Source organism: Nocardioides sp. (genome assembly GCF_041393715.1).
In the GTDB taxonomy this organism is placed as follows: domain Bacteria; phylum Actinomycetota; class Actinomycetes; order Propionibacteriales; family Nocardioidaceae; genus Nocardioides.
On the sequence record NZ_JAWKJQ010000006.1, the window covers coordinates 285,896 to 309,782 of the forward strand.

General features: G+C 72.8%; 28 protein-coding genes and 1 pseudogene. 16 read left to right on the forward strand and 13 right to left on the reverse strand.

Annotation, left to right across the window (positions count from 1 at the left end):
- The first annotated feature begins 90 nt into the window (after nucleotides 1-90).
- Genes R2740_RS12005 through R2740_RS12015 form a run of 3 tightly spaced genes read left to right on the forward strand, consistent with a single transcriptional unit; the run spans nucleotide 91 to nucleotide 3,496 of the window.
- The gene (locus R2740_RS12005; protein ID WP_371302917.1) at nucleotides 91-1,737 is read left to right on the forward strand and encodes a circularly permuted type 2 ATP-grasp protein; all 1,647 of its coding nucleotides are present in this window, start codon (nucleotides 91-93) and stop codon (nucleotides 1,735-1,737) included.
- Nucleotides 1,731-2,654 (forward strand): alpha-E domain-containing protein, encoded by a 924-nt coding sequence (locus R2740_RS12010; RefSeq protein ID WP_371302918.1) that lies wholly within the window; start codon nucleotides 1,731-1,733, stop codon nucleotides 2,652-2,654. The genes R2740_RS12005 and R2740_RS12010 overlap by 7 nt, the downstream gene beginning before the upstream one ends.
- The gene (locus R2740_RS12015; protein ID WP_371302919.1) at nucleotides 2,651-3,496 is read left to right on the forward strand and encodes a transglutaminase domain-containing protein; all 846 of its coding nucleotides are present in this window, start codon (nucleotides 2,651-2,653) and stop codon (nucleotides 3,494-3,496) included. The genes R2740_RS12010 and R2740_RS12015 overlap by 4 nt, the downstream gene beginning before the upstream one ends.
- A 15-nt stretch (nucleotides 3,497-3,511) precedes the next feature.
- Here R2740_RS12015 and R2740_RS12020 read toward each other — a convergent pair whose 3' ends face one another.
- Entirely contained in the window at nucleotides 3,512-5,314 is a 1,803-nt protein-coding gene (locus tag R2740_RS12020; RefSeq protein WP_371302920.1) for a SulP family inorganic anion transporter, read from the reverse strand.
- Nucleotides 5,315-5,612: 298 nt separating this feature from the next.
- Here R2740_RS12020 and R2740_RS12025 point away from each other — a divergent pair, with 298 nt between their 5' ends.
- The 5 genes from R2740_RS12025 to R2740_RS12045 all read left to right on the forward strand — a co-directional run bounded on the left by R2740_RS12025 (nucleotide 5,613) and on the right by R2740_RS12045 (nucleotide 10,016).
- Entirely contained in the window at nucleotides 5,613-6,608 is a 996-nt protein-coding gene (locus R2740_RS12025) for an ABC transporter ATP-binding protein (protein WP_371302921.1), read from the forward strand.
- Complete coding sequence (locus tag R2740_RS12030; protein ID WP_371302922.1) at nucleotides 6,589-7,491, forward strand: hypothetical protein; 903 nt, start codon at nucleotides 6,589-6,591, stop codon at nucleotides 7,489-7,491. The genes R2740_RS12025 and R2740_RS12030 overlap by 20 nt, the downstream gene beginning before the upstream one ends.
- Before the next feature lie 13 nt (nucleotides 7,492-7,504).
- On the forward strand, nucleotides 7,505-8,440 hold the full coding sequence (locus tag R2740_RS12035) for an ABC transporter ATP-binding protein (RefSeq protein WP_371302923.1): 936 nt from the start codon (nucleotides 7,505-7,507) through the stop codon (nucleotides 8,438-8,440).
- 4 nt (nucleotides 8,441-8,444) lie between these two features.
- A complete protein-coding gene (locus R2740_RS12040; protein ID WP_371302924.1) occupies nucleotides 8,445-9,161 on the forward strand; it encodes an ABC transporter permease in 717 nt (238 codons plus the stop codon).
- A gap of 87 nt (nucleotides 9,162-9,248) precedes the next feature.
- Nucleotides 9,249-10,016, forward strand: coding sequence for a DUF429 domain-containing protein (locus R2740_RS12045; protein ID WP_371302925.1), 768 nt, complete (start codon nucleotides 9,249-9,251; stop codon nucleotides 10,014-10,016).
- A gap of 106 nt (nucleotides 10,017-10,122) precedes the next feature.
- On the opposite strand, the gene R2740_RS12050 is transcribed toward R2740_RS12045, so the two are convergent.
- Nucleotides 10,123-10,404 (reverse strand): antitoxin, encoded by a 282-nt coding sequence (locus tag R2740_RS12050; protein WP_371302926.1) that lies wholly within the window; start codon nucleotides 10,402-10,404, stop codon nucleotides 10,123-10,125.
- A gap of 228 nt (nucleotides 10,405-10,632) precedes the next feature.
- Here R2740_RS12050 and R2740_RS12055 point away from each other — a divergent pair, with 228 nt between their 5' ends.
- On the forward strand, nucleotides 10,633-11,532 hold the full coding sequence (locus tag R2740_RS12055) for a Gmad2 immunoglobulin-like domain-containing protein (RefSeq protein WP_371302927.1): 900 nt from the start codon (nucleotides 10,633-10,635) through the stop codon (nucleotides 11,530-11,532).
- Here the strand turns inward: R2740_RS12055 and R2740_RS12060 are convergent.
- Nucleotides 11,519-11,989 carry a hypothetical protein gene (locus R2740_RS12060; protein ID WP_371302928.1) on the reverse strand — a complete coding sequence of 157 codons (471 nt, stop codon included), beginning with the start codon at nucleotides 11,987-11,989 and terminating at the stop codon, nucleotides 11,519-11,521. The genes R2740_RS12055 and R2740_RS12060 overlap by 14 nt on opposite strands.
- A gap of 190 nt (nucleotides 11,990-12,179) precedes the next feature.
- Here R2740_RS12060 and R2740_RS12065 point away from each other — a divergent pair, with 190 nt between their 5' ends.
- The gene (locus R2740_RS12065) at nucleotides 12,180-12,704 is read left to right on the forward strand and encodes a flavodoxin/nitric oxide synthase (RefSeq protein WP_371302929.1); all 525 of its coding nucleotides are present in this window, start codon (nucleotides 12,180-12,182) and stop codon (nucleotides 12,702-12,704) included.
- 6 nt (nucleotides 12,705-12,710) lie between these two features.
- Here the strand turns inward: R2740_RS12065 and R2740_RS12070 are convergent, their stop codons facing one another.
- Complete coding sequence (locus R2740_RS12070; protein WP_371302930.1) at nucleotides 12,711-13,181, reverse strand: SRPBCC family protein; 471 nt, start codon at nucleotides 13,179-13,181, stop codon at nucleotides 12,711-12,713.
- A gap of 87 nt (nucleotides 13,182-13,268) precedes the next feature.
- Between R2740_RS12070 and R2740_RS12075 the strand changes: the two genes are divergently transcribed.
- Nucleotides 13,269-14,108, forward strand: a complete 840-nt coding sequence (locus R2740_RS12075; RefSeq protein ID WP_371302931.1) for an aldo/keto reductase — start codon at nucleotides 13,269-13,271, stop codon at nucleotides 14,106-14,108.
- Here the strand turns inward: R2740_RS12075 and R2740_RS12080 are convergent, their stop codons facing one another.
- Nucleotides 14,109-14,540, reverse strand: a complete 432-nt coding sequence (locus R2740_RS12080; protein ID WP_371302932.1) for a DUF1801 domain-containing protein — start codon at nucleotides 14,538-14,540, stop codon at nucleotides 14,109-14,111. It abuts the gene before it with no gap.
- 379 nt (nucleotides 14,541-14,919) lie between these two features.
- Here R2740_RS12080 and R2740_RS12085 point away from each other — a divergent pair, with 379 nt between their 5' ends.
- A complete protein-coding gene (locus R2740_RS12085; RefSeq protein WP_371302933.1) occupies nucleotides 14,920-15,462 on the forward strand; it encodes a thioredoxin family protein in 543 nt (180 codons plus the stop codon).
- A 13-nt stretch (nucleotides 15,463-15,475) separates the two neighbouring features.
- Here R2740_RS12085 and R2740_RS12090 read toward each other — a convergent pair whose 3' ends face one another.
- Nucleotides 15,476-15,838, reverse strand: a complete 363-nt coding sequence (locus R2740_RS12090) for a DUF1330 domain-containing protein (protein ID WP_371302934.1) — start codon at nucleotides 15,836-15,838, stop codon at nucleotides 15,476-15,478.
- A 44-nt stretch (nucleotides 15,839-15,882) separates the two neighbouring features.
- Nucleotides 15,883-16,491, reverse strand: coding sequence for a helix-turn-helix transcriptional regulator (locus R2740_RS12095; protein ID WP_371302935.1), 609 nt, complete (start codon nucleotides 16,489-16,491; stop codon nucleotides 15,883-15,885).
- 263 nt (nucleotides 16,492-16,754) lie between these two features.
- On the opposite strand from R2740_RS12095, the gene R2740_RS12100 reads away from it, so the two are divergent.
- Nucleotides 16,755-17,018 carry a hypothetical protein gene (locus tag R2740_RS12100; protein WP_371302936.1) on the forward strand — a complete coding sequence of 88 codons (264 nt, stop codon included), beginning with the start codon at nucleotides 16,755-16,757 and terminating at the stop codon, nucleotides 17,016-17,018.
- Nucleotides 17,015-17,431 carry a DUF6855 family protein gene (locus tag R2740_RS12105; protein WP_371302937.1) on the forward strand — a complete coding sequence of 139 codons (417 nt, stop codon included), beginning with the start codon at nucleotides 17,015-17,017 and terminating at the stop codon, nucleotides 17,429-17,431. The genes R2740_RS12100 and R2740_RS12105 overlap by 4 nt, the downstream gene beginning before the upstream one ends.
- Before the next feature lie 6 nt (nucleotides 17,432-17,437).
- Here the strand turns inward: R2740_RS12105 and R2740_RS12110 are convergent, their stop codons facing one another.
- The 3 genes from R2740_RS12110 to R2740_RS12120 form a co-directional block, all read right to left on the reverse strand.
- A complete protein-coding gene (locus R2740_RS12110) occupies nucleotides 17,438-18,784 on the reverse strand; it encodes a serine hydrolase domain-containing protein (protein WP_371302938.1) in 1,347 nt (448 codons plus the stop codon).
- A gap of 140 nt (nucleotides 18,785-18,924) precedes the next feature.
- Entirely contained in the window at nucleotides 18,925-19,473 is a 549-nt protein-coding gene (locus tag R2740_RS12115; RefSeq protein ID WP_371302939.1) for a DUF4112 domain-containing protein, read from the reverse strand.
- Nucleotides 19,474-19,801: 328 nt separating this feature from the next.
- Nucleotides 19,802-20,566: a class I SAM-dependent methyltransferase gene (locus R2740_RS12120; RefSeq protein WP_371302940.1), complete on the reverse strand. Its 765-nt coding sequence runs from the start codon at nucleotides 20,564-20,566 to the stop codon at nucleotides 19,802-19,804.
- 92 nt (nucleotides 20,567-20,658) lie between these two features.
- On the opposite strand from R2740_RS12120, the gene R2740_RS12125 reads away from it, so the two are divergent.
- Nucleotides 20,659-21,429 carry a CPBP family intramembrane glutamic endopeptidase gene (locus R2740_RS12125; protein ID WP_371302941.1) on the forward strand — a complete coding sequence of 257 codons (771 nt, stop codon included), beginning with the start codon at nucleotides 20,659-20,661 and terminating at the stop codon, nucleotides 21,427-21,429.
- 333 nt (nucleotides 21,430-21,762) lie between these two features.
- Here the strand turns inward: R2740_RS12125 and R2740_RS12130 are convergent, their stop codons facing one another.
- On the reverse strand, nucleotides 21,763-22,509 hold the full coding sequence (locus tag R2740_RS12130) for a lysophospholipid acyltransferase family protein (RefSeq protein ID WP_371302942.1): 747 nt from the start codon (nucleotides 22,507-22,509) through the stop codon (nucleotides 21,763-21,765).
- A 5-nt stretch (nucleotides 22,510-22,514) separates the two neighbouring features.
- Nucleotides 22,515-22,895 carry a cupin domain-containing protein gene (locus R2740_RS12135; protein WP_371302943.1) on the reverse strand — a complete coding sequence of 127 codons (381 nt, stop codon included), beginning with the start codon at nucleotides 22,893-22,895 and terminating at the stop codon, nucleotides 22,515-22,517.
- Nucleotides 22,896-22,970: 75 nt separating this feature from the next.
- On the opposite strand from R2740_RS12135, the gene R2740_RS12140 reads away from it, so the two are divergent.
- Complete coding sequence (locus tag R2740_RS12140) at nucleotides 22,971-23,615, forward strand: LysE family translocator (RefSeq protein WP_371302944.1); 645 nt, start codon at nucleotides 22,971-22,973, stop codon at nucleotides 23,613-23,615.
- Nucleotides 23,616-23,642: 27 nt separating this feature from the next.
- Here the strand turns inward: R2740_RS12140 and R2740_RS12145 are convergent.
- Nucleotides 23,643-23,887 (reverse strand): annotated as a pseudogene (locus tag R2740_RS12145) (TIGR03086 family protein); the annotation flags it as partial.

A 23,887-nucleotide genomic window follows, 5' to 3' on the forward strand; every position in this document is an offset into this window, starting at 1 on the left:
GTCGACCACCGCCCGCCTGTAGCCCGCGGGAAACACGTCCGTCACACTCCCGCCTTGTGACCGTGACAGCATCCCCCTAGCGTGCAGGGCATGGAACCGGCCGCCGAGCAGACCAGCCTCTTCGAGGGCTACGAGGTCGCGGAGGCGTGGGACGAGATGCTCATGGGGCCAGCCACGCCCCGGACCCCCTACCGGGCGGTGCACCACACGCTGGCGGCGATGACGTCGACCGCGATGAGCGAGCGCGCCGACCAGCTGGCCCGCAACTACCTCGACCAGGGCGTCACCTTCGACTACTCCGGCGAGGAGCACCCGTTCCCGCTCGACGCCGTCCCGCGCGTGCTGTCGGCCCACGAGTGGGAGATCATCGAGGCCGGCGTCGCCCAGCGGGTCACCGCGCTCGAGGCGCTCCTCGACGACATCTACAGCCGCGAGGGCGAGATCCCCCGGGCGGTCCACGAGGGCGTCGTCCCGTGGCGGCTGATCGCCTCGTCGAAGCACTACCACCGTGCCGTGATGGGCATCCGCCCCACCAACGGCGTCCGCGTCCACGTCTCCGGCATCGACCTGATCCGCGACGAGAACGGCACCTTCCGCGTGCTCGAGGACAACGTCCGGGTGCCGTCGGGGGTCAGCTACGTCATCGCCAACCGCCGCGCGATGGCCAACGTGTTCCCCGAGGCGTTCTCGACGATGCGGATCCGCCCCGTGCACGACTACCCGCGGATGCTGCTGCGGGCACTCCGGGCCGCGGCGCCCGACGGCACCAAGGACCCGACCGTCGTGGTGCTCACCCCGGGCGTCTACAACAGTGCCTACTTCGAGCACGCGCTGCTCGCCCGGATGATGGGCGTCGAGCTCGTCGAGGGCCGCGACCTGGTGAGCAGCGGTGGCCAGGTGCGGATGCGCACCACCAAGGGCGACCGGCCGGTCGACGTGATCTATCGCCGTGTCGACGACGACTTCCTCGACCCCGTGCACTTCCGCGGCGACTCGGTGCTCGGCGTGGCGGGCCTGGTCTCGGCAGTGCGTGCCGGACGGGTGACCCTGGCCAACGCGGTGGGCAACGGCGTCGCCGACGACAAGCTGATCTACTCCTACCTGCCCGACCTGGTGCGGTTCTACCTCGACGAGGACCCGATCCTGCCCAACGTCGACACCTACCGCTGCAACGAGCCGCAGGCGCTCGCGCACGTCCTCGGCCACCTCGACGAGATGGTGGTCAAGCCGGTCGACGGCTCGGGTGGCAAGGGTCTGGTCGTCGGCTCGGCGGCTGACGGCGCCACCCTCGACCGCTTGCGGGCCCAGCTGCAGGAGGATCCCCGCGGCTGGATCGCCCAGCCGGTCGTCCAGCTCTCCACGGTGCCGACCCTGATCGACGGCCGCCTCCGGGCACGGCACGTGGACCTGAGGCCGTTCGCGGTCAACGACGGCGACCGGATCCAGGTGCTTCCGGGTGGGCTCACCCGGGTGGCGCTTCTCGAGGGTCAGCTGGTGGTGAACTCCAGCCAGGGCGGCGGCTCCAAGGACACCTGGGTGCTGTCGGCACACGGCCGGCCGCTCACCCGCGCGCACGCCGCCTCGGAGCCCGAGACCCGCGAGGTCGTGGTGATGACCGCACCCACCTCCTCCCCCGAGGACGCGATGCGCTCCCAGCAGCAACAGCAGCAGCAGACCGGACGGCTGTCGCCGCCCGACCTCGCGCGCACCCCCGACGAGGGGAGCGACGGATGCTGAGCCGGATCGCCGAGTCGTTGTTCTGGATCGGCCGCTACGTCGAGCGCGCCGACGGCACCGCCCGCATCGTCGACGTACTCCGGCTGCAGCTCCTGGAGGACCCCGGCACCGACGAGGAGGCCGCGGCAGGCACCGTGCTGTCGGTGATCATGGGCATGCAGACCCCCGAGGGCGTCGGCATGGCCGAGGTGGGGTCGCAGCTGGTCTTCAACCGCACCAACTCCAGCTCGATCGCCGGTTCCTGGCTGGCCGCCCGGGAGAACGCCCGCCGCGCCAGGGAGACGCTGTCCACCGAGCTGTGGGAGGCGATCAACACGACCTGGCACCGCTGGAACAGCATGGGGCGGCACGCCGTCACCGAGCGGCACCTCTCCTGGGTGCGCGAGCGGGCGGCGTTGGTCAGCGGCATCGCCGACTCCACGATGAGCCACGACGACGCCTGGGAGTTCCTGGTGCTCGGGCGGTCACTCGAGCGTGCCGACATGACCGCGCGGCTGGTGGCCAACGGCGGGCTGCCTCAGGGCGGCCCCTCGTGGACCACGGTGCTGAGCAGCTGCGGCGCCCAGCAGGCGTTCATGCGCAGCCACCGCGGGTTGCTCAGTGACGAGATGGCGGCGCTCTTCCTGGTGCTCGACCGGGAGTTCCCCCGCTCGGTGATCTTCGCGCTGGCCCAGGCCGAACGCCGGCTGATGAAGCTCTCCCCCGAGGCCGAGCGGATCGGCGTCTCCGACGAGGCCAGGCGGCAGCTCGGCCGGATCCGCACGTCGCTCGAGTACCGCGCCCCGGAGGAGATCCTCGCCGACCTGCCCGGCCAGATGCTGCGGGTCATGGAGGCGGTGATGGCCTCCGCGCAGAGCATCGCGGAGCGCTACTTCCAGGCCGGGCCCACGCCGGTGTGGACCGAGGAGCTGGTGTGACCGTGCGCCGCTACCGGATCGTGCACACCACCGAGCTGCTCTACCCCACGCCGGTGCGTGCCTCCCACAACGAGCTGCGGATGACCCCGCTCAACGAGCCGGGGCAGACCACGCTGGAGAACCGCATCCGGGTCCGGCCGATGACCTGGAGCCACGTCTACCGCGACCACTGGGGCACCCACGTCACCGCCATGGAGTCGCTCGCGGCCCACGACCGCCTCGACATCGAGGCGACCAGCACCGTCGAGCGGTCCGCCCCCGAGGAGCCCGCGGAGCCCACGTCCTGGTCGGCCCTGCGCAACGACGACGTGCAGGACCGCAGCTTCGAGTGGCTGATGCCGACTCCGCGGACCGCCGCCGGCCCCGGCCTCGCCGAGCTCGCCGAGGAGGTGCGCGCGCTGGCCACGCCGCGCGCCGCGGCGTACACGCTGGGCGAGAAGATCCACGACGCGATGACCTACGAGCACGGCGTCACCGGCGTGCACAGCAGTGGCGAGGAGGCCTGGCACGAACGCCGCGGCGTCTGTCAGGACTTCGCGCACATCGCGCTCGGTGCCCTGCGCGCGCTGGGGATTCCCGCGCGCTACGTCAGCGGCTACCTCGCCCCCACGCGCAACGGGAGCGTCGGCGACACCTCCACCGGCGAGAGCCACGCGTGGGTCGAGTTCTGGGACGGCGGCTGGCTGGCGATCGACCCGACCAACCAGACCCAGGTCGGTGTCGACCACATCGTGGTGGCCCGCGGTCGCGACTACGAGGACGTGCCGCCGTTCAAGGGTGTCTACTCCGGCTCGGCCACCGCGTCCTTGCAGGTCGAGGTGCGCTTCACCCGGCTGACCTGAGGAGCCGGACCTCACTCAGTCGTCGAGCTCGTCGCCGCCGGCCCGATCGGCGGACTTGGTGACGATGTGGTCGCGGTCGTCGTCGGTCTCGTCGTCGGCGGGCTCGGCGGCGTCGATCACCGCGGCGTACGCCGGGGTGCGCTTGGCCGCCTTGACGCCCGCCGAGATGGAGTGCCACAGCCGGCCCTCGCCCAGCTCGTCGAGGAAGCCGGACCGCTCCAGCACCACCCTGACGTTGCCGAAGATCCGCACCAGGAACAGGTCGCGGCCCTGCCCGCGCAGCTCGGCCAGCAGCGAGCTGAGGCTGTCGACGGTGGTCGCGTCCATCTGGTTGCTGGCCTCGAGGTCCAGCACCACCACCCCGGTCTCGGGATGGTGGTCGAGGTGCCGGCGGATCCGTCGGAACACCGGGTCGGCGTTGGCCCAGAAGATCGGCCCGTCGGGTCGCAGCACCAGGACCCCGGGCACCGGCTCGCGGTCCTCGTCGTGGGCGATGGCGCCCCAGGCGGCCTTCTCGTGGGGAACCTTGCCCATCCGGTCGATCTGGACCTGGGACGAACGGTAGACAAGGCCGAGCAGCGACTGCCCGACCGCCAGCAGCAGACCGTTGAGCGGCCCCAGTGCGAGCACGCCGCCGAACGCGACCAGGGCGGAGATGAAGTCGTTGCGCCGCAACCGCTTGAACCGGACGAACTCCGCCGGCTGCACCAGCCCCCAGACGGCGTGCACCACCACGGCGGACAGCACCGCCCGCGGCAGCGGCTCCAGCAGCCCCGCCGCCAGCACGAGCACCAGCACCACGACGAGGGCGGCCGCCACCCCGCTCAGCTGCGAACGGGCGCCGGCGCGGGCGTTGGCGGCCGTCTTGGACAGGCTGCCTCCGACGGCCATCCCTCCGAAGAGGCCGGCGGCCAGGTCGGCCACGCCGTTGGCGACCAGCTCCCGGTCGTCTCGGAGCCGGTCCTCGGCCACCCGGAAGGTCCGGGCCGCGGCCAGCCCCTCGGCGAGCCCGACCGCCGCGATCGCCAGACCGCCGGTGACCAGCCCGCTGAGCTGGCCCAGGGCGTCGTCCATCCCCCACCACGGCCAGCTGGGCGCGGGCAGGCCGGTCGGCACCGTGCCCACCACCGGAACGGCGCGGCCGGCCAGGTCGAGGACCTGGGAGAGCACGATGCCGCCGACCAGCACGACCAGCGCCCACGGCGCCCGCGGCAGCCACCGGCCACCGGCGAACAGCACAGCCAGCGCGCAGGCGGACAGCAGCACGACCAGACCCTGGGTCTGGTCGAGGTCGAGCACCAGCGCCCGGACCCGGTCGAGGACGGCCCCCTGGGGTGGGTCCAGCCCGAGCAGTGCCGGCAGCTCCCCCAGCACGATCAGCACCACCAGCCCGGACACGAAGCCGGTGACGATGGGCTGGCTGAGGAAGCGCGCCATCCAGCCGACCTCGAGCAGGCCGGCGGCCACCAGGGTCACGCCCGCCAGCACCGCCAGCGCGGAGGTGAGCAGCACCGCCTGCTCCGGGTCGCCGCCGGACAGCTGGCGGACCAGGGAGCCCGACAGCACCGACACGGTGGAGATCGGCCCCATGAACAGCAGTCGCGACGAGCCGAAGACGGCGTACGCGAGCAGCGCGGGGGGCAGGGTGTAGAGCCCCACCTGGACCGGTACGCCGGCCACGGCGGCGTAGCCCAACGACTGGGGCACGGCCAGGGCCGCCACCAGCAGGCCGGCGGCCAGGTCGGGAAGCGCATCGGCCGGCCGATAGCTGCGTACGCGGTCTCGCCACCCGGCGGCCGCGGCCTGGAGACCGGTCACGGCCTCATTGTCGCCCTCCCGGGCGGGTCGGCGACAGGCCCGAGAACGTATGTAGCCCCGACCGGCTCTCGGGTACCGGTCGGGGCTACGAGAAGAACAGTAGCACCGCGCTCCAACCCCGCAGCGGTTTCTCACATGATGGAGTCCAAATGTCTAGCCGGGGTCGGCCGGTCCGTGGTTGACGCGTCATCAGGTGAAGCAGGCGGAGCCACCGAGACATGGTGAGCCACCAACCCCGGGGACCCCTCAGGGGTCGACCCCGAGGCGGGGCAGCCGGGTCGTCGTTAGGGTCACTCCCATGGGGGACCACGCACCGGACGGCGAGCCGCCGCCTCCCGAGGTCGAGCCGGCCGGCCGCGTCATCACCACCGACGGGCTCACCAAGGACTACGGCGCGGTGCTCGCCCTCGACAGCCTCGACATCGTGGTCGGTGAGGGAGTGACCGGACTGGTCGGCGCCAACGGGGCCGGCAAGTCGACGCTGATCAAGATCCTGCTCGGGCTGCTCGCGCCGACCCGGGGCAGGGCCACGGTGCTGGGACTCGACATCGCACAGCACGGCGAGGCGATCCGCCGCCAGGTCGGCTACATGCCCGAGCACGAGTGCCTGCCGCCCGACGTCAGCGCGAGCGACTTCGTCAACCACCTGGCCCAGATGTCCGGGCTGCCCCGTGCGGCCGCTCGCGAGCGCACCGCCGACGTCCTCCGCCACGTCGGGCTCGCCGAGGAGCGCTACCGACCGATGGGCGGCTACTCCACCGGCATGAAGCAACGGGCCAAGCTGGCCCAGGCGCTGGTCCACGACCCGAGGCTGGTGTTCCTCGACGAGCCCACCAACGGACTCGATCCGGCGGCGCGCGACGACATGCTCGAGCTGGTGCAGCGCATCGGCCACGACTTCGGCATCGCGGTGCTGGTGACCTCCCACCTGCTGGGCGAGCTCGAGCGGGTGAGCGACCACGTGGTGATCCTCGACAGCGGCCGGCTGCTGCGGTCGTCGGCCACCACCGAGTTCCTGGACTCCACCGGCACCCTCCTCATCGAGGTGGTGGGTGAGACCGGCACCCAGGACCGGATGGGTCAGGCCCTCGCGGCCGCCGGGCTCCCGTGCTGGCCGCAGGGACACCTGATCGCCGTGGACACCACCCGCGCCACGACCGATCGCGACGTGCACGACGTCATCCGCGACACCGCCTGCGACCTGGGGGTCGGGCTGGCCCGGCTGCAGGCCGACCACCGGCGGATCGAGGACGTCTTCCGGGAAGGAGGCGACCATGTCCTCCCCACGTCCTGAGGCTGCCGGCGGGGCGCGCCGGGGCGTCATCCACGACCTCGGCTACCGGCCCTACGACGGTGCGCGGCGCGGCGAGTGGCGCATCGCGTGGTCGATGTTCCTGACCGGGCTGCGCAACGCCTACGGGCTCGGGCGGTCCGGCAAGTCCAAGATCCTGCCGTTCCTGCTGCTGGGCTTCTATCTCATCCCCACGATCGGGATCGTGGTCGCGATGGTGCTCTTCGGCCAGACCGACCTCTTCGCCTCCTACCCCTCGCTGCCCGGCACCACCACGCTGCTCAGCGTGTTCGCCGCCGCCCAGGCACCCATCCTCTTCTCCCACGACCTCCGCTACGGCTCGATCGTGCTTTACCTCGCGCGGCCGCTGCGCGCCTCGGCGTACGCCGCCACCCGGTGGCTGTCGCTGGTCGCGGCGCTGATGGTCTTCCTGCTGACACCGATGCTGGTGCTCTACGTCGGTTCGCTGCTCTCCGGCCAGGGGGTCCTCGGCGAGACCGGCGACCTGCTGGCGGCGGTGGGTCTCGGGCTGCTGCTGGCCGGCATGGTGGCCAGTGTCGCCGGGCTCATCAGCGCCTGGTCGACCCGGCGCGGGTTCGCCGTCGTGGCCACCATCGCGGTGCTGCTGCTCGGCGACGGGATCATCCAGGCCGTGCAGGCGATCGCTCGCGAGCAGGGCGTGGCTCGGGTCGGCGAGGTCGCCGGCCTGTTGTCCCCGTTCCGGCTGCACGCTGGACTGGTGGACGCCTGGCAGGACACCGGAGGCAGCATCGCGCCGCCCGACTCCGTCGTCGCGCAGGCCGTCTACGTCGGGGCCGGGCTGCTGGTCGTGCTCGGGGGACTGGGCCTGCTGGTCTGGCGCTACCGGAGGGTGGCCGGTCGATGACGAGGCAGAGCCGATGAGCGTGCTCCAGGTGACCCGCGCGTCGCGCTGGTACGGCAACGTCGTGGCCGTCAACGACATCACCATGACCATCGGCCCGGGTGTCACCGGGCTGCTCGGACCCAACGGCGCCGGCAAGTCCACGCTGATCGCGATGATGTCGGGCTTCCTGCCGCCCTCGTCCGGCAGCGTGACGCTGGACGACCGGCCCCTGTGGCGCAACCGCGAGGTCTACCGCGCCATCGGCCTGGTCCCGGAGCGGGAGATCTCCTTCGACTACCTCACCGGCCGCCAGTTCGTGGTGGCCAACGCCGAGCTGCACGGGCTCGCCGACCCGGGCGCGGCCGCCGCCCGCGCCATCGAGACCGTCGACCAGACCGAGGCGGCCGACCGGAGGATCGCGACCTACTCCAAGGGCATGCGACAGCGGATCAAGCTCGCCTCGGCCCTGGTGCACGACCCCGCCGTGCTGCTGCTCGACGAGCCCTTCAACGGCGTCGACCCGCGACAGCGGCTGCATCTGATGGAGCTGCTGCGACGGATGGGCACCGAAGGGCGCACCGTCCTCTTCAGCTCGCACATCCTCGAGGAGGTCGAGCAGCTCGCCCGCCACATCGAGGTCGTCGTGTCCGGCCGGCACGCGGCGTCCGGCGACTTCGGGGCGATCCGGAGGCTGATGACCGACCGGCCCGACCGCTACGTCGTCAGGAGCAGCGACGACCGCGGGCTCGCCGCGCGGCTGATCGCCGAGCCGTCCGTGCTCGGGGTGGCGTTGCGGCCGCGGGGCGGGCTCGACATCGAGGTCGGCGACCTGGGCGACTTCGCCCACCGGCTGCCGGCGCTCGCACGCGCTGGCGGCATCCGGCTGACCGAGGTGCTACCGACCGACGAGTCGCTGGAGAGCGTCTTCTCCTACCTCGTGTCCGGGTCCGGCCAGCGAGGGGAACGGTGACGCGATGAACGCCACGATCATCCGGCTCGCGCTGCAGGCGCTCCTGGGACGACGCCGCTTCTGGCTGCTGCTGCTGATGCCGCTGGTGATGATCGCGCTCGCCGTGGTGGTGCGGACGCTGGCCGGCGAGGGTGCGGGCTACGAGGAGATCCTGGTCGGCCTCGGGCTCGGCCTGGTGCTGCCGCTGGTCGCGCTGCTCACCACCTCCTCGGCCCTCGGTCCGGAGATGGACGACGGCTCGATCGTCTACCTGTTGGCCAAGCCGGTCAGCCGACACGCGATCGCGGCGAGCAAGTACGCCGTCGCGCTGCTCGCGACACTGGGCTTCGGTGTGCTGCCGCTGCTCGTCGCCGGGTTCGTGCTCGACGCCTCACGGGGTGGCGCGACGGTGGCGTGGTTCGTGGGCGGCGTGCTCGCCGCGGCGGCGTACTGCGGGCTCTTCCTGGCCGTCTCGGCCGTCACCAAGCACGCCGTGGTCGTCGGCCTGCTGTTCCTGCTGGTGTGGGAGGGGCTGCTCGGCAACCTGCTGTCCGGCGTGCGCTGGCTGAGCATCGGCAACTGGGCCGGCAGCCTCGCCGACTCGCTCAGCGACCGGGCGGTGATCCACACCGACGGCGTCGGGGCGGCATACGCCCTGGTCGCGACCGCCGTGGTGGTGCTCGGTGGCGTCTGGTTCGCCGGTGACCGGCTGCGGTCGTTCTCGTTGCGCGGAGACACCTGAGGGTGTGTTGCTTCACCATGGGATGTCGGCGAAGGCGCGCTTCCCACGACGAACTCACCGTGTGAAGCGAAGGTTCGACCACTGAACATGGTGAAACAACCAACCCCAGCCCCCACCCACCACGTCGGGATCGACCTGGCGTGGGGGGAGCGCAACCCCACGGGCCTGGCGGTGCTCGACCCCGACGGGCGACTGGTGCACCTCAGCAGGGTGCAGACCGACGACGAGATCGTCGCCGCCCTCCAGCCGTACGCCGGCCCGCTGGTCGCCGCGATCGACGCCCCGCTCGTGGTCGCGAACCCGACCGGCAAGCGCGGCGCCGAGCGGGCGCTCGACCGAGACTTCGCGCGCTTCGAGGCGGCCACGCACTCCTCCAACACGGCCAAGCCGTGGTTCGTCCCGGAGCCGCGCGGAGCACGGCTGGCCCGCCTCCTCGGGCTCTCGCTGGCCGACCCCGCGGCGCCCCGCCGGGCGCTCGAGGTCTACCCGCACGCCGCCACCGTGGCGCTGTTCGGGCTCTCGCGCACCCTGAAGTACAAGGCCAAGTCCGGGCGCACCGTCGAGTCGATGCGCGCCGAGCTGCTTCGGCTCACCGCACTGCTCGGGAGCCTGCACGCCGCCGACCCGCCGCTGCGCCTCGGCCCCGCGTGGCACGACCACGTGGCCGGCATCGCCGCCGCCACCCGCAAGAGCGAGCTGCGCCGGGCGGAGGACCCCGTCGACGCGGTCGTCTGTGCCTACGTCGCGGCCTACGCCGACCGCCGGCCCGCCGACGTCACGACCTACGCCGATGACACCGGCGCGGCCATCGTCACCCCGTCGCTCCCCTCCCACGGCGCCCTGCCGGCCACCTGAACCCGACGCCCGAACCGGACGCCTGATCCGGACGCCTGATCCGGACGCCCGAACCGGACACAGCGCGGCCCCCGACCCGGACCGAGTCGGGGGCCGCAGGGGCCGGTCAGCGTCGCACGGTGAGCGTGTCCACGCCGCGGCGGACCTGCTTCTTCACCTCGGCCACCTGGGCGGCGTACCTGCCGTCGGTCTTGTCATCGACGGTGGCGCCCGCCTTGTCGAGCCAGCGGTCCAGGTCGTCGCGGTGCTCCTGGGCGTAGTCGGTGATCGCGTCGAGGACCGCGACCATCGCCTGCTCGGCCGCGCGCGCGGCGGCGGTGAGTCGGCGGTCGAGCTCGAGCTCGTCGAGCTTCTGCCTGAGGGTGTCGGTGAGGTTGGTGTCGGTCATGGCGGGTTCCCCCTGGTGTGTTGCTGCGCCGGAGATCCGGCGTCATTCGGTCCAACAACCCGGCGGCCCGGCGGCATCCGGACCTGCCGTGTGGCCCGCGTCACGCGACCGGGGGCGCCCCCGCCCGCCTCCGTGGGCGAGCGCCGTGCCGGTGGCAGACTCGAGCGTGGGACGGCCCGCTGCCGGTCCCGACCGGACTCGCCGCGGGTCCGCCCGAGGAGGAGACAGATGCGCACGACCCCGAGCCGAGCGAGGCGCCACACCACCGCGATGGCCGTGGTGACGGTGGCCGCCCTGACGATGGTGGCGGGGTGCGGCGACGAGCAGCCCACGGCCACCGAGCCGAGCGCCTCGGCCACCTCCGCCTCGACGTCGCCCAGCCCCGACGCCTCGCCGAGCCAGAGCGCCAGCGAGACGAGCATCGGGTCCACCCCGGTCGAGGTCTACTACGTCGTCGACACCCGAGCCGGCCTGCGGCTGGCCCGCGAGCAGCGTGAGGTCCCGGCCGACGACCCGACCGCCGGCGGCATCGCGGCGATGATCGCCGGCGCCGACGACCCCGACTACACCACCACCTGGAACCGGGCCACCCAGGTGCTCGGCGTGACCCAGGAGGGCCGGACGGTCACCGTCGACCTGTCCGCCGACGCGCGGACGGCCGACGTCGGGTCCGAGGGTGCCGCGCTGATGGTCCAGCAGCTCGTCTACACCGCGACCCAGGGCGACCCGAAGGCCCGCGTGCAGCTGCTGATCGAGGGCCAGCCGGCCGGCGACCTGTGGGGCACCGTCTCCTGGACCGGGCCGGTGCGCCGGGCCGACCCGCTCGACGTGCGGCAGCTGGTGCAGATCGACACGCCGACCGAGGGCGCGACCGTGTCCTCCCCGGTCACCGTCAGCGGCGACGCGGCGGCGTTCGAGGCGACGGTGCCGTGGCGGGTGCTCGACGACCGGGGCAAGGTCGTCCAGAAGGGTTTCACCAACGCCGCGGAGGCGTTCACCTTCTCGCCCTACTCCTTCACCGTCGAGCTCGACCCCGGCACCTACACGATCGAGGTGCGGGAGGACGACCCGTCGGGCGGCGAGGGCGGCAAGCCCACGGTCGACACCCGCAGCGTCACGGTGTCCTGAGCCAGCGCCGGACCGACCCGGTCATCGCCAGCGCCACCAGCCCGACCGCGACCAGGCCGTAGGTCGGCTGGAGGAACGACGTCTCGTCCAGGTAGGCGTACTCCAGCCCGATCCAGACCCCCTGGCCGACGCCGAGCAGCAGCAGGGCCAGCCACGACCAGTGCCGGCCGCTGCGGGCCTCCAGCCACCGCATACAGGACCAGCGCGGCCGGCGGGCCACGCCGTACGCCGTCACCAGCGATCCGAGTCCGAAGCCGACGAACAGCGTGAGCCCGGGCGCCAGATAGCCGTGGACGAGTGGCACGCCGTCGAGGAGCTCGGCCGGGAACATGCGGCTGCCGAAGACCAGCATCAACGCCCCCGAGGGCAACGCGGTGACGCCGAGGAGGCTCAGCAGGACCACCGCGGCCGTCACCGACCCCGGTGGTCGGATCCGCGTCGTCGGAGCAGCAGACATCGGAGGCGCCATGTCTCACCGTGTACGCCGCTGCCGGGGTCCGCCGCCAGGACGGCGGTCACTGCCCGGAGGTGGCCTCGGCCATCCTCGCGCCCGCCACGGGGTGAGCGACGTCACGATCGCGCCGAGACCCACGCCCTTCCTCGCACGCTCGGCCGGGCGTAGACAGGGAGGGGAGGGCGGAGGTTCCATGAGCATCCAGATCGTCGTCGAGTCCCTGTTCGGCAACAGCGACGCGGTGGCCGCCGCGATCGCGGACGGCGCCCGGGCGACCGGTGCGAGTGTGGGGGTCACACCGGTCGCCGCCGCGCCACCCGAGCTCGGGCCCGAGGTCGGCCTCCTGGTCCTCGGCGGCCCCACCCACGCGTTCTCGATGACCAGGCCGTCGACCCGGGCGGAGGCGCACGGCAAGTACGGCGCCCCCGGCCAGGCCGAGCCCGGCATCCGCGAGTGGATCGACCGGGCCGTCCCCCGGCCGGACCTGCCGGTGGTCACCTTCGACACCCGGGTCCAGGTCAAGCTGGTCCCCGGCTCCGCCGCCAAGTCCGCGGCGTCGAGCCTGCGACACCACGGCTTCGGCCGGGCCCACCGCGGCAAGACCTTCTTCGTGCTCGGTGTCGAAGGTCCGCTCGCCGAGGGTGAGGCGGAGCGCGCCCGCGCCTGGGGAGCCGAGCTCGCCGCGCTCGACCAACCCGCTGGTGCTCCCGCCGACTGACCCGACTCAGCCGGCCGGCTCGGCCACGACCTCGGCGATCCGCTCCAGCGTGCGCGTCATGTTGTCGCGGGTCATCGACCCCATCGCCAGCCGGACCGGCAGCCGCGAGGGCAGTTTCTCCGTGGACAGGTCCCAGGTCTCGCGCACCCGGGTGCCACCGTCGACCGGCTCCAGCTCATAGCGCCAGGTCCGCCCGGTGAACAGGTGCGACAGCGGGCCGGCCGCCAGCGTCCGCCAGGCGATCAGCCGGTTCTCCTCGAACTCCGTCACCACGTTGCGGGTCGAGTAGGCGACACCGAGCCTCATGTCCATCCCGAACCGATCGCCCAGCTGCAGTCGCCGCGCGCCGCTGCGGGCCGCTTGGACACTGCCCGAGCCGTCGATCCGCAGATGGCCCGCCGGGTCCGCGAGCAGCGCGAAGATCGACTCGGGGGGAGCCGGGATGACACGTTCGACGCTGATCCGCTGCCACGACATGGCGCGGACGCTACCAGCGGGTGTCCGTGGGGTCCGCGTCGTGACCGACCCCAGAGTCGCCTTCTCCGCCCGGCTAGCGTGGCCGACATGACCACCGCACCGACGTACCGGCTCAACGACGGCCACACCCTCCCGCAGGTGGGGCTCGGCACCTACGCGCTGCGGGGCGAGGACGGGGTCGGCGCGATGGTGGCCGCGCTGGAGACCGGCTACCGCCTGCTCGACACCGCCGTGAACTACGAGAACGAGACCGAGGTGGGCGAGGCGCTGCGGCGGTCGGGGCTGGCCCGCGAGGAGGTCCGGATCACCTCGAAGATCCCGGGGCGTCACCATGGTCACGACGACGCCATCGCGTCGACGGAGGCGTCGCTGGAGCGGCTGGGCCTCGACTATCTCGACCTGCACCTGATCCACTGGCCCAACCCCGGGCGCGGCCGCTTCACCGAGGCCTGGGCCGCACTGGTCGAGCTTCGCGAGCGCGGGCTGGTCCGCTCCATCGGCGTCTCGAACTTCACCGAGGCTCATCTGCAGCGGATCATCGACGACTCCGGGGTGACCCCGGCCGTCAACCAGATCGAGCTGCACCCGCTGTTCCCCCAGGCGGAGATGCGCGCCGTCCACGAGCGACTCGGCATCCGCACCGAGTCGTGGAGCCCCTTGGGCAAGCGTCAGGCACAGTACGCCGCCGAGCCGGTGCGGGCCGCGGCCGCCCGGCTCGGGCTGTCGCCCGCGCAGGTGATCCTGCGCTGGCACCTGCAGCTGGGGGCGCTCCCGATCCCGAAGTCGGGCGACCCGAGCCGGCAGGCAGAGAATCTCGCCGTCTTCGGCGTCGAGCTGACCGACGACGAGGTCGCCGCCATCAGTGCGCTCGGCCGCCCCGACGGGCGGCTCTTCGGTGGCGACCCGGACACCCACGAGGAGATGTAGCTATCGGGCCGTCATCCGGTGGTTGTCGTCCCAGGCCCGGGCGATGAGCTCGGCCAGCACGTCCCGGTCGACGTCGGAGAGCCGCTTGAGGTAGAGGCAGCCCTGGCCGGTGGTGTGCGGTCCGAGCCGATCGAGCAGGTCGGCGTGGGAGCCGTAGAGGGTCAGGCCGTAGAGCGTCAGCGCGGCCTTGCGCGGCGCCAGGCCCACGGCGAACCACGGCCGCTCCTTGCCTCCGGACCCGGGATAGGTCACGTCGCCGAAGCCGACGATCGAGGCTCCCCACAGACGGGGCTCCGCGCCGGTCACCTCGCGCATCAGCGCGGCGACCTGCTGGGCGTCGGCCCGTCGCGCGGGGTCGTCCACCGCGTCCAGGAACGCCTGCGGGTCACCGCCGGTGGGCTGGGTGATCCGGTCGCCCGATCCGGTGGCCATCGCCCTCACCTTTCGGAAAACAGAAAAATTCGACCAATGATGTGGTAAATCGCGTCACGACCGCCCTCGGGCGCCGTCTCTCCCGAGAGACACACCGCGCGGGTCGCCGACCAGACGTCCGCCGCGGGCCGGGTCACCGGCCCTTCATGGGGAGGATAGACGTGACGGATCGACCTCTGTCGAGCGTGACCGCGGCACCGCCCGCCGCCCACCCGCGCCCGCGGCACGTCACCGGCTCTCCCCCACCGCCCTCCTAGGCGACCCGCAGACCCCCGCGGGCGGGCCGGGCCCCACCCCTTGGCCCGTCCGCGGGCTCACACCCCGCCGGGCGCCGCACCCTCCGGCGGATCACCGGGCGTCCTTCACCTAGGGTGGAGCCATGGCTGTCGAGTCGACCATGGTCCCCCTGGGCACGCCGCTGCCGTCGTTCTCCCTGCCCGACCTCGCCGGCGACCTGGTCAGCAGCGCGTCGCTGGCCGGGCGTCCGTTGCTCGTCGCGTTCCTGTGCAACCACTGCCCCTACGTCAAGCATGTGGAGGAGCAGCTGGGGCAGGTGCTGGCGGCCTACCCGGACCTTCAGGTGGTCGGGATCTGCAGCAACGACGCGACGGAGTACCCCGACGACGACGCCGAGCACCTCGCCGCCCAGGCGACCCGGGCAGGCTGGACCTTCCCCTACCTGGTCGACGAGAGCCAGGAGGTCGGGCGCGCCTTCCGCGCCGCCTGCACCCCCGACTTCTTCTTGTACGACGCCTCGGGCGGGCTGGCCTACCGCGGCGCGATGGACGGCTCGACACCCGGCAACGGCCTACCCGTCACCGGCGAGCTGCTCGACGACGCGATCGGCAAGGTGCTGTCCGACCAGCCGGTGCCCGAGCCGCACCGGCCGAGCATGGGCTGCTCGATCAAGTGGCGGGCCTGACTGCCTCTCCCGGTCAGGTCCAGCTGCTGGTGGGCTGCAGCACGGCCTCCGCGAGTGCCTGCGTGCGCCAGGTGGTGACCTCCCAGTAGCCCGGGTCGGCGATCATCGCGGCGAACGCCTGCACCGAGGGATAGCGCACCAGTAGCACGGCGTCCCAGCTCTGGCCGTCCTCGGCGACGAGGGCGTCGTGCCCGTCTCCGGCGTACACCACCTCGGCGCCGTGCTTGGCCAGGAAGGGCGCCGCTTCCCGGGCGTACCGTGCGTAGAGCTCCGCTCCGCCCGGCACGAACCGCAGCAGGTTGAGCATCACGATCGGGCCCTCGGGAGCGCTGTCGAGGAAGCGCTGGAGGTCCTCACGGGTGGGGTCGACCGCCATGGCGCGAGTCTGTCACGAGACGGCCGACCGGCCGCTGGGCGTCCTCAGAACCGGTGGCTGGAGATGTTGATGGTGCCGCAGCCGGCGACCGGGACCTCCTCGTCGGTGAGTCCGTCGACCAGGTGCCATCCCGTCGCCCGGCACACCAGCCCCGTCGGGTGGACGGTGCGCGGCGCCGGGTCGCGGGCGCCGATCCGGACGACCTGGCGCCTGCGGACCGCGGCGGCCAGGGCCGGCACGCGCTCGTCGGAATCGGGCGGCTCGGGCTCCAGGCGGAAGCGCGCCGTGGCCTGCCGCACCATCCTCCGCCTGCTGTCCGGAAGCGACTCCACGATCTTGGTGCGGGCACGCGCGGCGGCACTCTCGAGCCCCAGCGCGACGAGCTCGGGCGTCGGCCGGCCGAGCAGCACCCCCAGCGCCTCCGCCTCGTCGGCGGCGAGCCCGGTCAGCCGGGTCCGGTAGTTGAAGCCGAGCTCGATGCCGCCGCCCCGCCCGGGTCGGACCACCATCGGCAGGCCCGCCTCGGCGAGCGCGTCGACGTCGCGCAGGATCGTGCGCTTGCTGACCTCGAGCTCCTCGGCCAGCTGCTGGGCCGTCATCCGGCCGCGGTTCTGCACGAGCAGCAGCATCAGCAGCAGTCGTGACGCGCGCATGGCGATCCTCCTCCGGGTGGGTCGCCGGCCTCCGGACGTGCCCAGCAAAGATGACACTAGATGTCATCGTAGGGCTGCTACCTTCCCCGCCGGAAGGGAGCATGCGATGAGGTTCTACGAGGTACGCCGCCAGATCGCGGCCCCGCCCTCGTCGGTCTGGGCAACGCTGACCGACGCCCGCGCTGGTCGCGGGGGGCACCGGGGTCGCCCGGATCGACGGGGAGATCTCGCCCGGGGCGACGTTCACGATCTTCTCCGAGGCCGTGCCCGGGCGGGGCTTCGCGACGCGCGTGGCCGCCATGGAGGAGCCGACGCGGATGGTCTGGGAGGGCGGGATGCCGGCGGGGCTCTTCCGGGGGGTGCGCACCTTCGGGCTCACCGCCCGGGACGGCGGCACCGACTTCCTCATGCGCGAGGAGTTCACCGGCCTGCTGCTGCCGCTGATCTGGCGGACCATGCCCGACCTGCAGCCCTCGTTCGACGCGTTCGCCGACGGGCTGGCCCGCACGAGTGAGGAGGCACGATGAGCCAGGTGACCTACGGCGACGGCACCCCGGACGACCCGTGGCTGCTCGAGACGCCGCCCGGCAGCTCGACGTACACCGCGTGGCGTGACGAGACGCTCGACCCACCCGCGCTGGTGGTGCAGGTCGGCACGACGCGGTTGTCCTACCAGCTGCGCGCGCTCGACGACCTGCGCGCGATGCTGCAGGCGCACGGCGACTGGATGCCGCTGGGCAACGCCGACGAGGGCAAGCCCGTCAAGGACGGCACCGTCGAGGCGTGGGCGCGCGACCCGGGCAACCCGGTGGGCGGCTACTACGGCCTGCGCAAGGGCTATCGCGGTCGGTTCGCCAACTACGTCACGCCGGTGCTGGAGCTGCTGGGCTGGGCGGAGCTGGAGCACCAGCCGCGAAACAACCGGGTGCGCGCGACCTGAGGGCCGCTATCCCCCGGCTCCCGGCGCCGGGAGCGTGGCGATGACCGCCGCGGCCAGGGCGGGCACCCCCTCGTCGTCGACGGTGGGGCTGAAGCCCATCCGCACGACGACCAGGTCGTAGGACGGCACCACCACGATCCACTGACCGTCGTGCCCCTCGGCGAAGTAGGTGTCCTCGGGCAGCTCCGGATGGACCAGCGTGCCGTCGGGCCGGCGGTTGACCCACCAGCCGGCGCCGTAGCCGTCCTCCTCGGTCGTGACGTCGATCGCCGTGGTGGTCGTCGCCATCCAGTCGTCGGGCAGCAGCTGCTGACCGTTCCACTCGCCGTTCTGCAGCGCGAACTGGCCCAGCGCCGCCCAGTCGCGCGGGGTCGCCCAGCCGTAGGAGCTGCACACCGGCGTGCCCGAGGCGTCCGGCTCCACCACGAACGAGCTCAGCCCGAGCGGGGCGAAGAGCTGCTGGCGGGGCAGGTCGGCGCCCTCGCCGGTCTTCTCGGCGAGGATGTCGCACAGCAGCGTGGTGCTGCCGCTGGAGTACTGCTGGTAGGTGCCGGGGTCGTGGGCGGCCGGCTGGGAGGCGACGTAGCCACCCATGTCGGGCTCGAGGTAGAGCATCCGGGTGATCGGGGTGCCCAGCGCGTAGGTCTCGTCCCAGGCCAGCCCGCTGGTCATCCGGAGCAGCTCCTCGACGGTGATGTCGGCCCGCCGGTCGGTCCACTCAGGCCTCAGGTGGTCGTCGTCGAGGGTGACCACGCCCTCCTGCACGAGCCTGCCGACCAGCAGGGACGTCACGCTCTTGGTCATCGACCAGCCGAGCTGCGGGGTGTCGGCGTCGAAGCCGTCGGCGTAGCGCTCGGCGACCAGGTCCCCGTCGTGGACGACCAGCACCGCGCGTGTGCCGAGGTCCGCCTTGTCGTCCGCCGCCAGGTCGTCGCCGAACGCCGTCGCGATCGCCGCATCGAGCGCCGGGTCGGCGGTGGGTGGCGTCGCGGCGGTGAACGGGTTGCCGGTGGCGTCGACCGGCGTCGGCGGCGGGAGATCCGGCGCGGCGTCGGCGAGCGTGCAGCCGTAGCCCTCGGTCGGGTAGGCCTTCTGGGCGGCCAGCCCACCGACCAGCATCCCCTTGGTGGCGCCGTCGTCGGTCTGCTTGGTGCGCAGCACCGGCACCAGCGGGTTGGGCGGCAGGTCGTCCTCGGGGTCGTCGCGCCCGGCGATGTGCTCCACCGCGCAGGCGTTGTGGGCGGCGTACCCGGTGCCGGTGAGCAGCAGCGGCCGTTCGTACCAGTAGCCCCCGACGGCCGCCACCACGACGAGCACGAGCAGGCCCAGCAGGATCCGACGGAGGAGGCGCATGGCTGGAGGCTACTGGTGCGTACGACGCGAGTCGGGGATGTCTACTGGTGCGTACGACGCGCCTCGTGCTTCGTACGCACCAGTAGACATCCCCCCACCGGCCAGCCCCGGCGGTCAGGCCTGCCGATGAGGCCCGACGATCAGCCCAGCAGCCAGCGGAGCAGGAACCACAACGCCAGCAGGCCGATGACGAGCCCGGCGACCAGCGGCACCACGGCGAGCACGAACGCGGCCAGCACATAGCCGAGCGTCGGCGCGGCGCGCTCGGGATGCTCATCGAGGTCGCGCTCCAGGAGCCGCAGGTTCTTCCGGTTGGCGCGGTGGGCGACGTCGATCAGGTCGCCGACGCCCGGAACCAGGCCCAACAGCGCGTCGACGAGGAGGTTCCAGCCCATCCGGGCGAGCACCGGGACCCGCACCCGCAGCCGCACGGCGTCGTAGACGATCACGCCGGACAGCGACGAGCCGACGATGTCGCCGATCCCGGGGATCAGGCCGATCAGGGCGTCGAGACCGACGCCGACCTCGGTGCCGGGCACGGTCACCAGGTCGTCCATGAGCCGGGCCAGGCGGCGGCTCAGCGCCAGATCGGCGCCGGCCGCCGCCGGGGACGACTCACCGCGACCGCGTACCTGCCCATGGCCCGGCGGCGGGCGGTCGGGGACCTCGTGGTGAGGCGGCTGGGCCATGGGGCTCCTCGGAGTTTTCCGTGGGCTGGGAGACGTGCCGGGCTCCCAGCATGCCCCACGGACTCAGGCGCTCCAGAGCACGCCGTCCCCCATCTGGTCGGCCAGCGCGTAGACACCACGCAGGTCGTCCCTGTGGTCCAGCAGTCTCAGCAACCCTGAGCATGCCTGTTGACGAGGTTCTCCCGCGCCACAAGCAGCTGATCCAGCTGGATGTCGATGTCGGTGGTCATCCGGTCTTTCCCCCTTGTCTCTGCCACGGTGGTGGAGCCGACCAGACGAGCGTGACGCCGGAAGATGTGCGGCGGATTGACGTGCTGTTACGAATTCGTCAACTGTGCGGGGGGCTCGACGGCGAGGTGCGCCACACGGAGACGTGCTTCCCGCTCTCGGAGGTGTACGCCGACCGGTCCCAGTCGGCCCACCGCTCGGCGAGGGTCATCCCCGCCAGCCGCGCCATCAGGTCCATCTCCGCGGGCCAGGCGTAGCGATGCCGCGACTCCCCGCGCCGATAGCTCCCGTCGGGCTCCAGGGAGAAGTGGTGGGAGGTGAGCAGCTGGGTCGCCACGTCCACGGTGTCGATCCCGACGTGCTCGGCCGAGACGTGGAACGGCGCGGCGTCCTGACCGGGCGGCAGCTGCCGCAGCGGCGGCACGAAGCACTCGACCACGAAGGCGCCGCCGGGTCGCAGGTGCCGGGCGGCGTTGGCGAAGCAGGCCACCTGGGCGTCCTGGGTGAGCAGGTTGGTGATCGTGTTGTAGACGAGGTAGACCACGGAGAACTCGCCGGGCACCCGCGCGGTCGCCATGTCGCCGACCACGACCGGCAGCGCCGCCTCGTCGAGCTTGGCCCGCAGCTGCGCCACCATCGGCTCGGACAGCTCGATGCCGCTGACCGGCACGCCGCGCGCATGCAGCGCGACGCCCACCCGGCCGGTGCCGATCGCGAGCTCGAGGGCGGCCCCACCGTCGGCCAGCCGCTCGAGCAGGTCGAGCACCGGATCGAGCACCTCGGGAGCGAACATCTCGGCGTCGTCGGCGTCGTAGCGCTCGGCGAGGTCGGCGCCCCACAGGTCGGCGTACTCGGGGATGTCCACGACCCCGACCCTGCCGCCGTCGACGCCGCCGGTCGAGCGAATTTTCGGCCTCGGCACAGGGGCCGCTCAGCCAGGGACGGCAGGATAAGCCCGTGGAGACCCCGACCGCGCCGCTGACCCGTGCGCTGATCTGGGTCGAGATCGCCCTGGTCCTGGGGGTCTCGCTGGGGCGCTCCGGGGTCTACGCCGTGGTCAACATCGTCGCCAGCCTGACCGCTCCTGAGCCGCTGTCGTCACAGACCGCGGTGATGAACGCCAGCCTGGCACCCGACCGGCCCTGGCTCGACCTGACCTACCAGCTGCTGCGGATCTTCTTCGCCGTCGTGCCGGTGGCGCTGGCGGGCTACCTGCTGGTCCGCTCCGGCACCACGCTGCGCTCGGTGTGGTGGGGCGACCGCGCGCTGGTCGCCGACTCCGCCCGGGGCGCCGCGATCGCCGCGGCCGTGGGATCGGTCGGGGTGGCCTTCTATCTGCTCGCGCATGCGTCGGGGATCAACCTCACCGTCGTCCCGGAGGCGCTGCCCGACGTCTGGTGGCGCTATCCCGTGCTCGTGCTGGCGGCGTTGGAGAACGCCGTGCTCGAGGAGTTCGTGGTGCTCGGCTTCGTGCTGGTGCGGCTGCGCCAGGCGGGCTGGGGCGACGCCGCGGCGATCGGCGGGGCGGCGGTGCTGCGCGGCAGCTATCACCTCTACCAGGGGTTCGGCGGCTTCCTGGGCAACGCTGCGATGGGGCTGCTCTTCGGCTGGCTCTACCGCCGCTGGGGCCGGGTCACGCCGTTCGTGGTCGCCCACACGCTGCTCGACGTCGGCGCGTTCGTCGGGTACGCCGTCCTCGCCGGCCACGTCTCCTGGCTGCCCGGCTGAGCTCTGCGCTGCCCCCTGGGGCTGAGGGGGCGTGTGTCCGCGTTTGAGGGGGTCGTGTGTCCCAGCCGTCGTACTCCCCGCGGGGCCACCCACACAACCCCACCCCGCCGCCGGTCGTGTGTCCCAGCCGTCGTAGTCCCCGCGGGCCCAGACACACAACCCCACCCCGCCGCCGGTCGTGTGCCAGCCGTCGCAACCCCCACAGGGCCCACCCACACAACCCCACCCGTATGATGCGTGTGCCCCAGCCGTCGTACTCCCCACGGGGCCAGACACACAACCCCCCACCGGGAGAGCACCCGGGCCAGCGACGACCAGGAGCGACGACCAGGATCAGCGTCGGCGCGCCGCCCGCCGCTCCCGCAGCCGCGCCAGCGCCTCCTCGTCGAGGCGGGCCGCCTCCTCGGGGGCCGGCGCCGAGCCGCCATGGGCGGCGGGGACCCACCAGGCGCCGCGCTCGAGCGGGTAGTCGGCCAGCACCTCGGCGAGCATCGCGCTCATCGCCTCCCGCAGCCGGTCGGTGACCTCGAAGGGGTGCCCGTGGGTGGGCACCGGCGGGCCGACCCGGATCGTCACCGGCGTCCGGAAGCGGAGGTACCGACGGCCGTCGACGGTCAGCACCCGGTGCCCGCCGAAGTGCACCACCGGGATCAGCGGGGCGCCGGTCGCCTGTGCCATCGCGGCGGCGCCGCGGGCCAGCGGCTTGACCTCGAACGACCGCGAGATGGTGCCCTCGGCGAAGACGCCGACGGCCTCACCCCCGCGCAGCCGCTCCTCGGCCTCGTAGAGCGCGCCCGCCGCCGCCTCGCGGTCGACGGGCACGTGCTTCATCCGCCGCATCAGCCAGCCGAGGACCGGGCCCTCGAACACGTCGCTCTTGCCGAGGAAGCGGACGAACCGGCGGCGCCGGCGACCGAGCAGGCCCACGAAGGCGAAGTCGAGATAGCCGATGTGGTTGGCCGCGAGGACCACGGCCCCGGAGCGCGGCAGGTGGTGCTCACCGACGATGGTGATCCGCATCAGCAGCGCGGCGAACAGGGCCCGCAACCCGGCCGTCGCGGTGCGATAGGTGAGCTCCATCGAGGTCAGCGATGGGGAGGCGGGGGAAGGTCGACGTTGATCGTCGGAGCGCCCGTGCCGGCCCGCGCGATCACCGCGAGCGACACCTCGTCGGTCGGGTTGGACTCACGATGCACCGTGAACGCCGGCACCTCGAGGTAGTCGCCGGCGCTCGCGTCGACGAAGCCCTCGACTCCCTCGCACTCCAGGCGGAGCACGCCGCGGACGACGTACAGGCTGGTGACGTTGGTGTCGTGGTGGTGCCATCCGGAGACGGCGCCGGGCTGGGTGAGGACCTGGCCGGCCCACAGGCCGGGGGCCTGGAACGCCAGCCGGCGACGCATCCCGGGTGTCGGGTCGGCCTCGGCGAGCTCCTCGGCTCGGATCAGACGCACGGGCGGGTTCATGGGCCGACCCTAGCCCCGGAAACGGCGTGCCGGGATGAGTACGCGTGCGGCACACTCGCCTCGGAGGTGGGGCCGATGGTGACCAGCCTGCCGGCGTTCTGCCTGGCCGTGGTGGTGGTGTCGATGACGCCGGGGCCGGCGTTCGCGCTGATCGTGCGGCGCACCGCGCTGCGCGGGCTCCGCTACGGCCTGGCCATCGTCGTGGGGCTGGAGATCGGCCTCTACGCCTGGGCGCTGGCGGTCGCCTCGGGCTTCGCGGTCGTGGCGGCGTCCGAGGCGGGCTATCTCGTGCTCAAGGTGGTCGGCTGTGTCGTGCTGGGCTGGCTGGCCTGGCGCTCCCTGCGGGGCTGGTGGACCGAGCGGCGGCATCCCTCACCTCCGCCCGGCGCGGAGGAGACCGGTACGCCGCCCGCCGGGCCTGGACTCGGCTGGGCCGTCGGCGAGGGCCTGGTCACCCAGCTCGCCAACCCGAAGGCCGCGGTGTTCCTGCTGGCGCTCTATCCGCAGTTCGTGCCGGCCGACCGACCGCTGTTCGCGACCACGGCCGTCCTGGGGCTGCTGCAGGTCGCCCTCGAGCTGGTTCTCTACGGCGCCCTCGCGCTGGCCGTGTCACGGGCGCACCTGTGGTTCCGCGGCTCGGTCGTGCGCCGCCGGATGGAGGCCGTCACCGGCACCGTGCTGGCCGGGCTGGGCGTGCGGCTGGCGCTCAGCAGCCGCTGAGCGCCCTCCGGGTCGGCCCGCACGCGGTCACGCGGGTCGCCAGCCGGGGTCGCGACCCTGCCAGGCCACCAGCCGGTCGTAGGCAGCGGCGTCGGCGCCGGTCTCGACGACCGGTCCGAACGGGACGCCCTCGGGACGCGCCCGCGGGAGGTAGCCCTGCGCGATCGGCAGCACCGCGGCGGCCAGCGACTCGTCGAGCCCCGCGGTGCGTCCTGTCGCCACGGCCAGGTCCCACGCGTGGGTGCTCAGCTCGACGGCCCAGGAGCCGATCG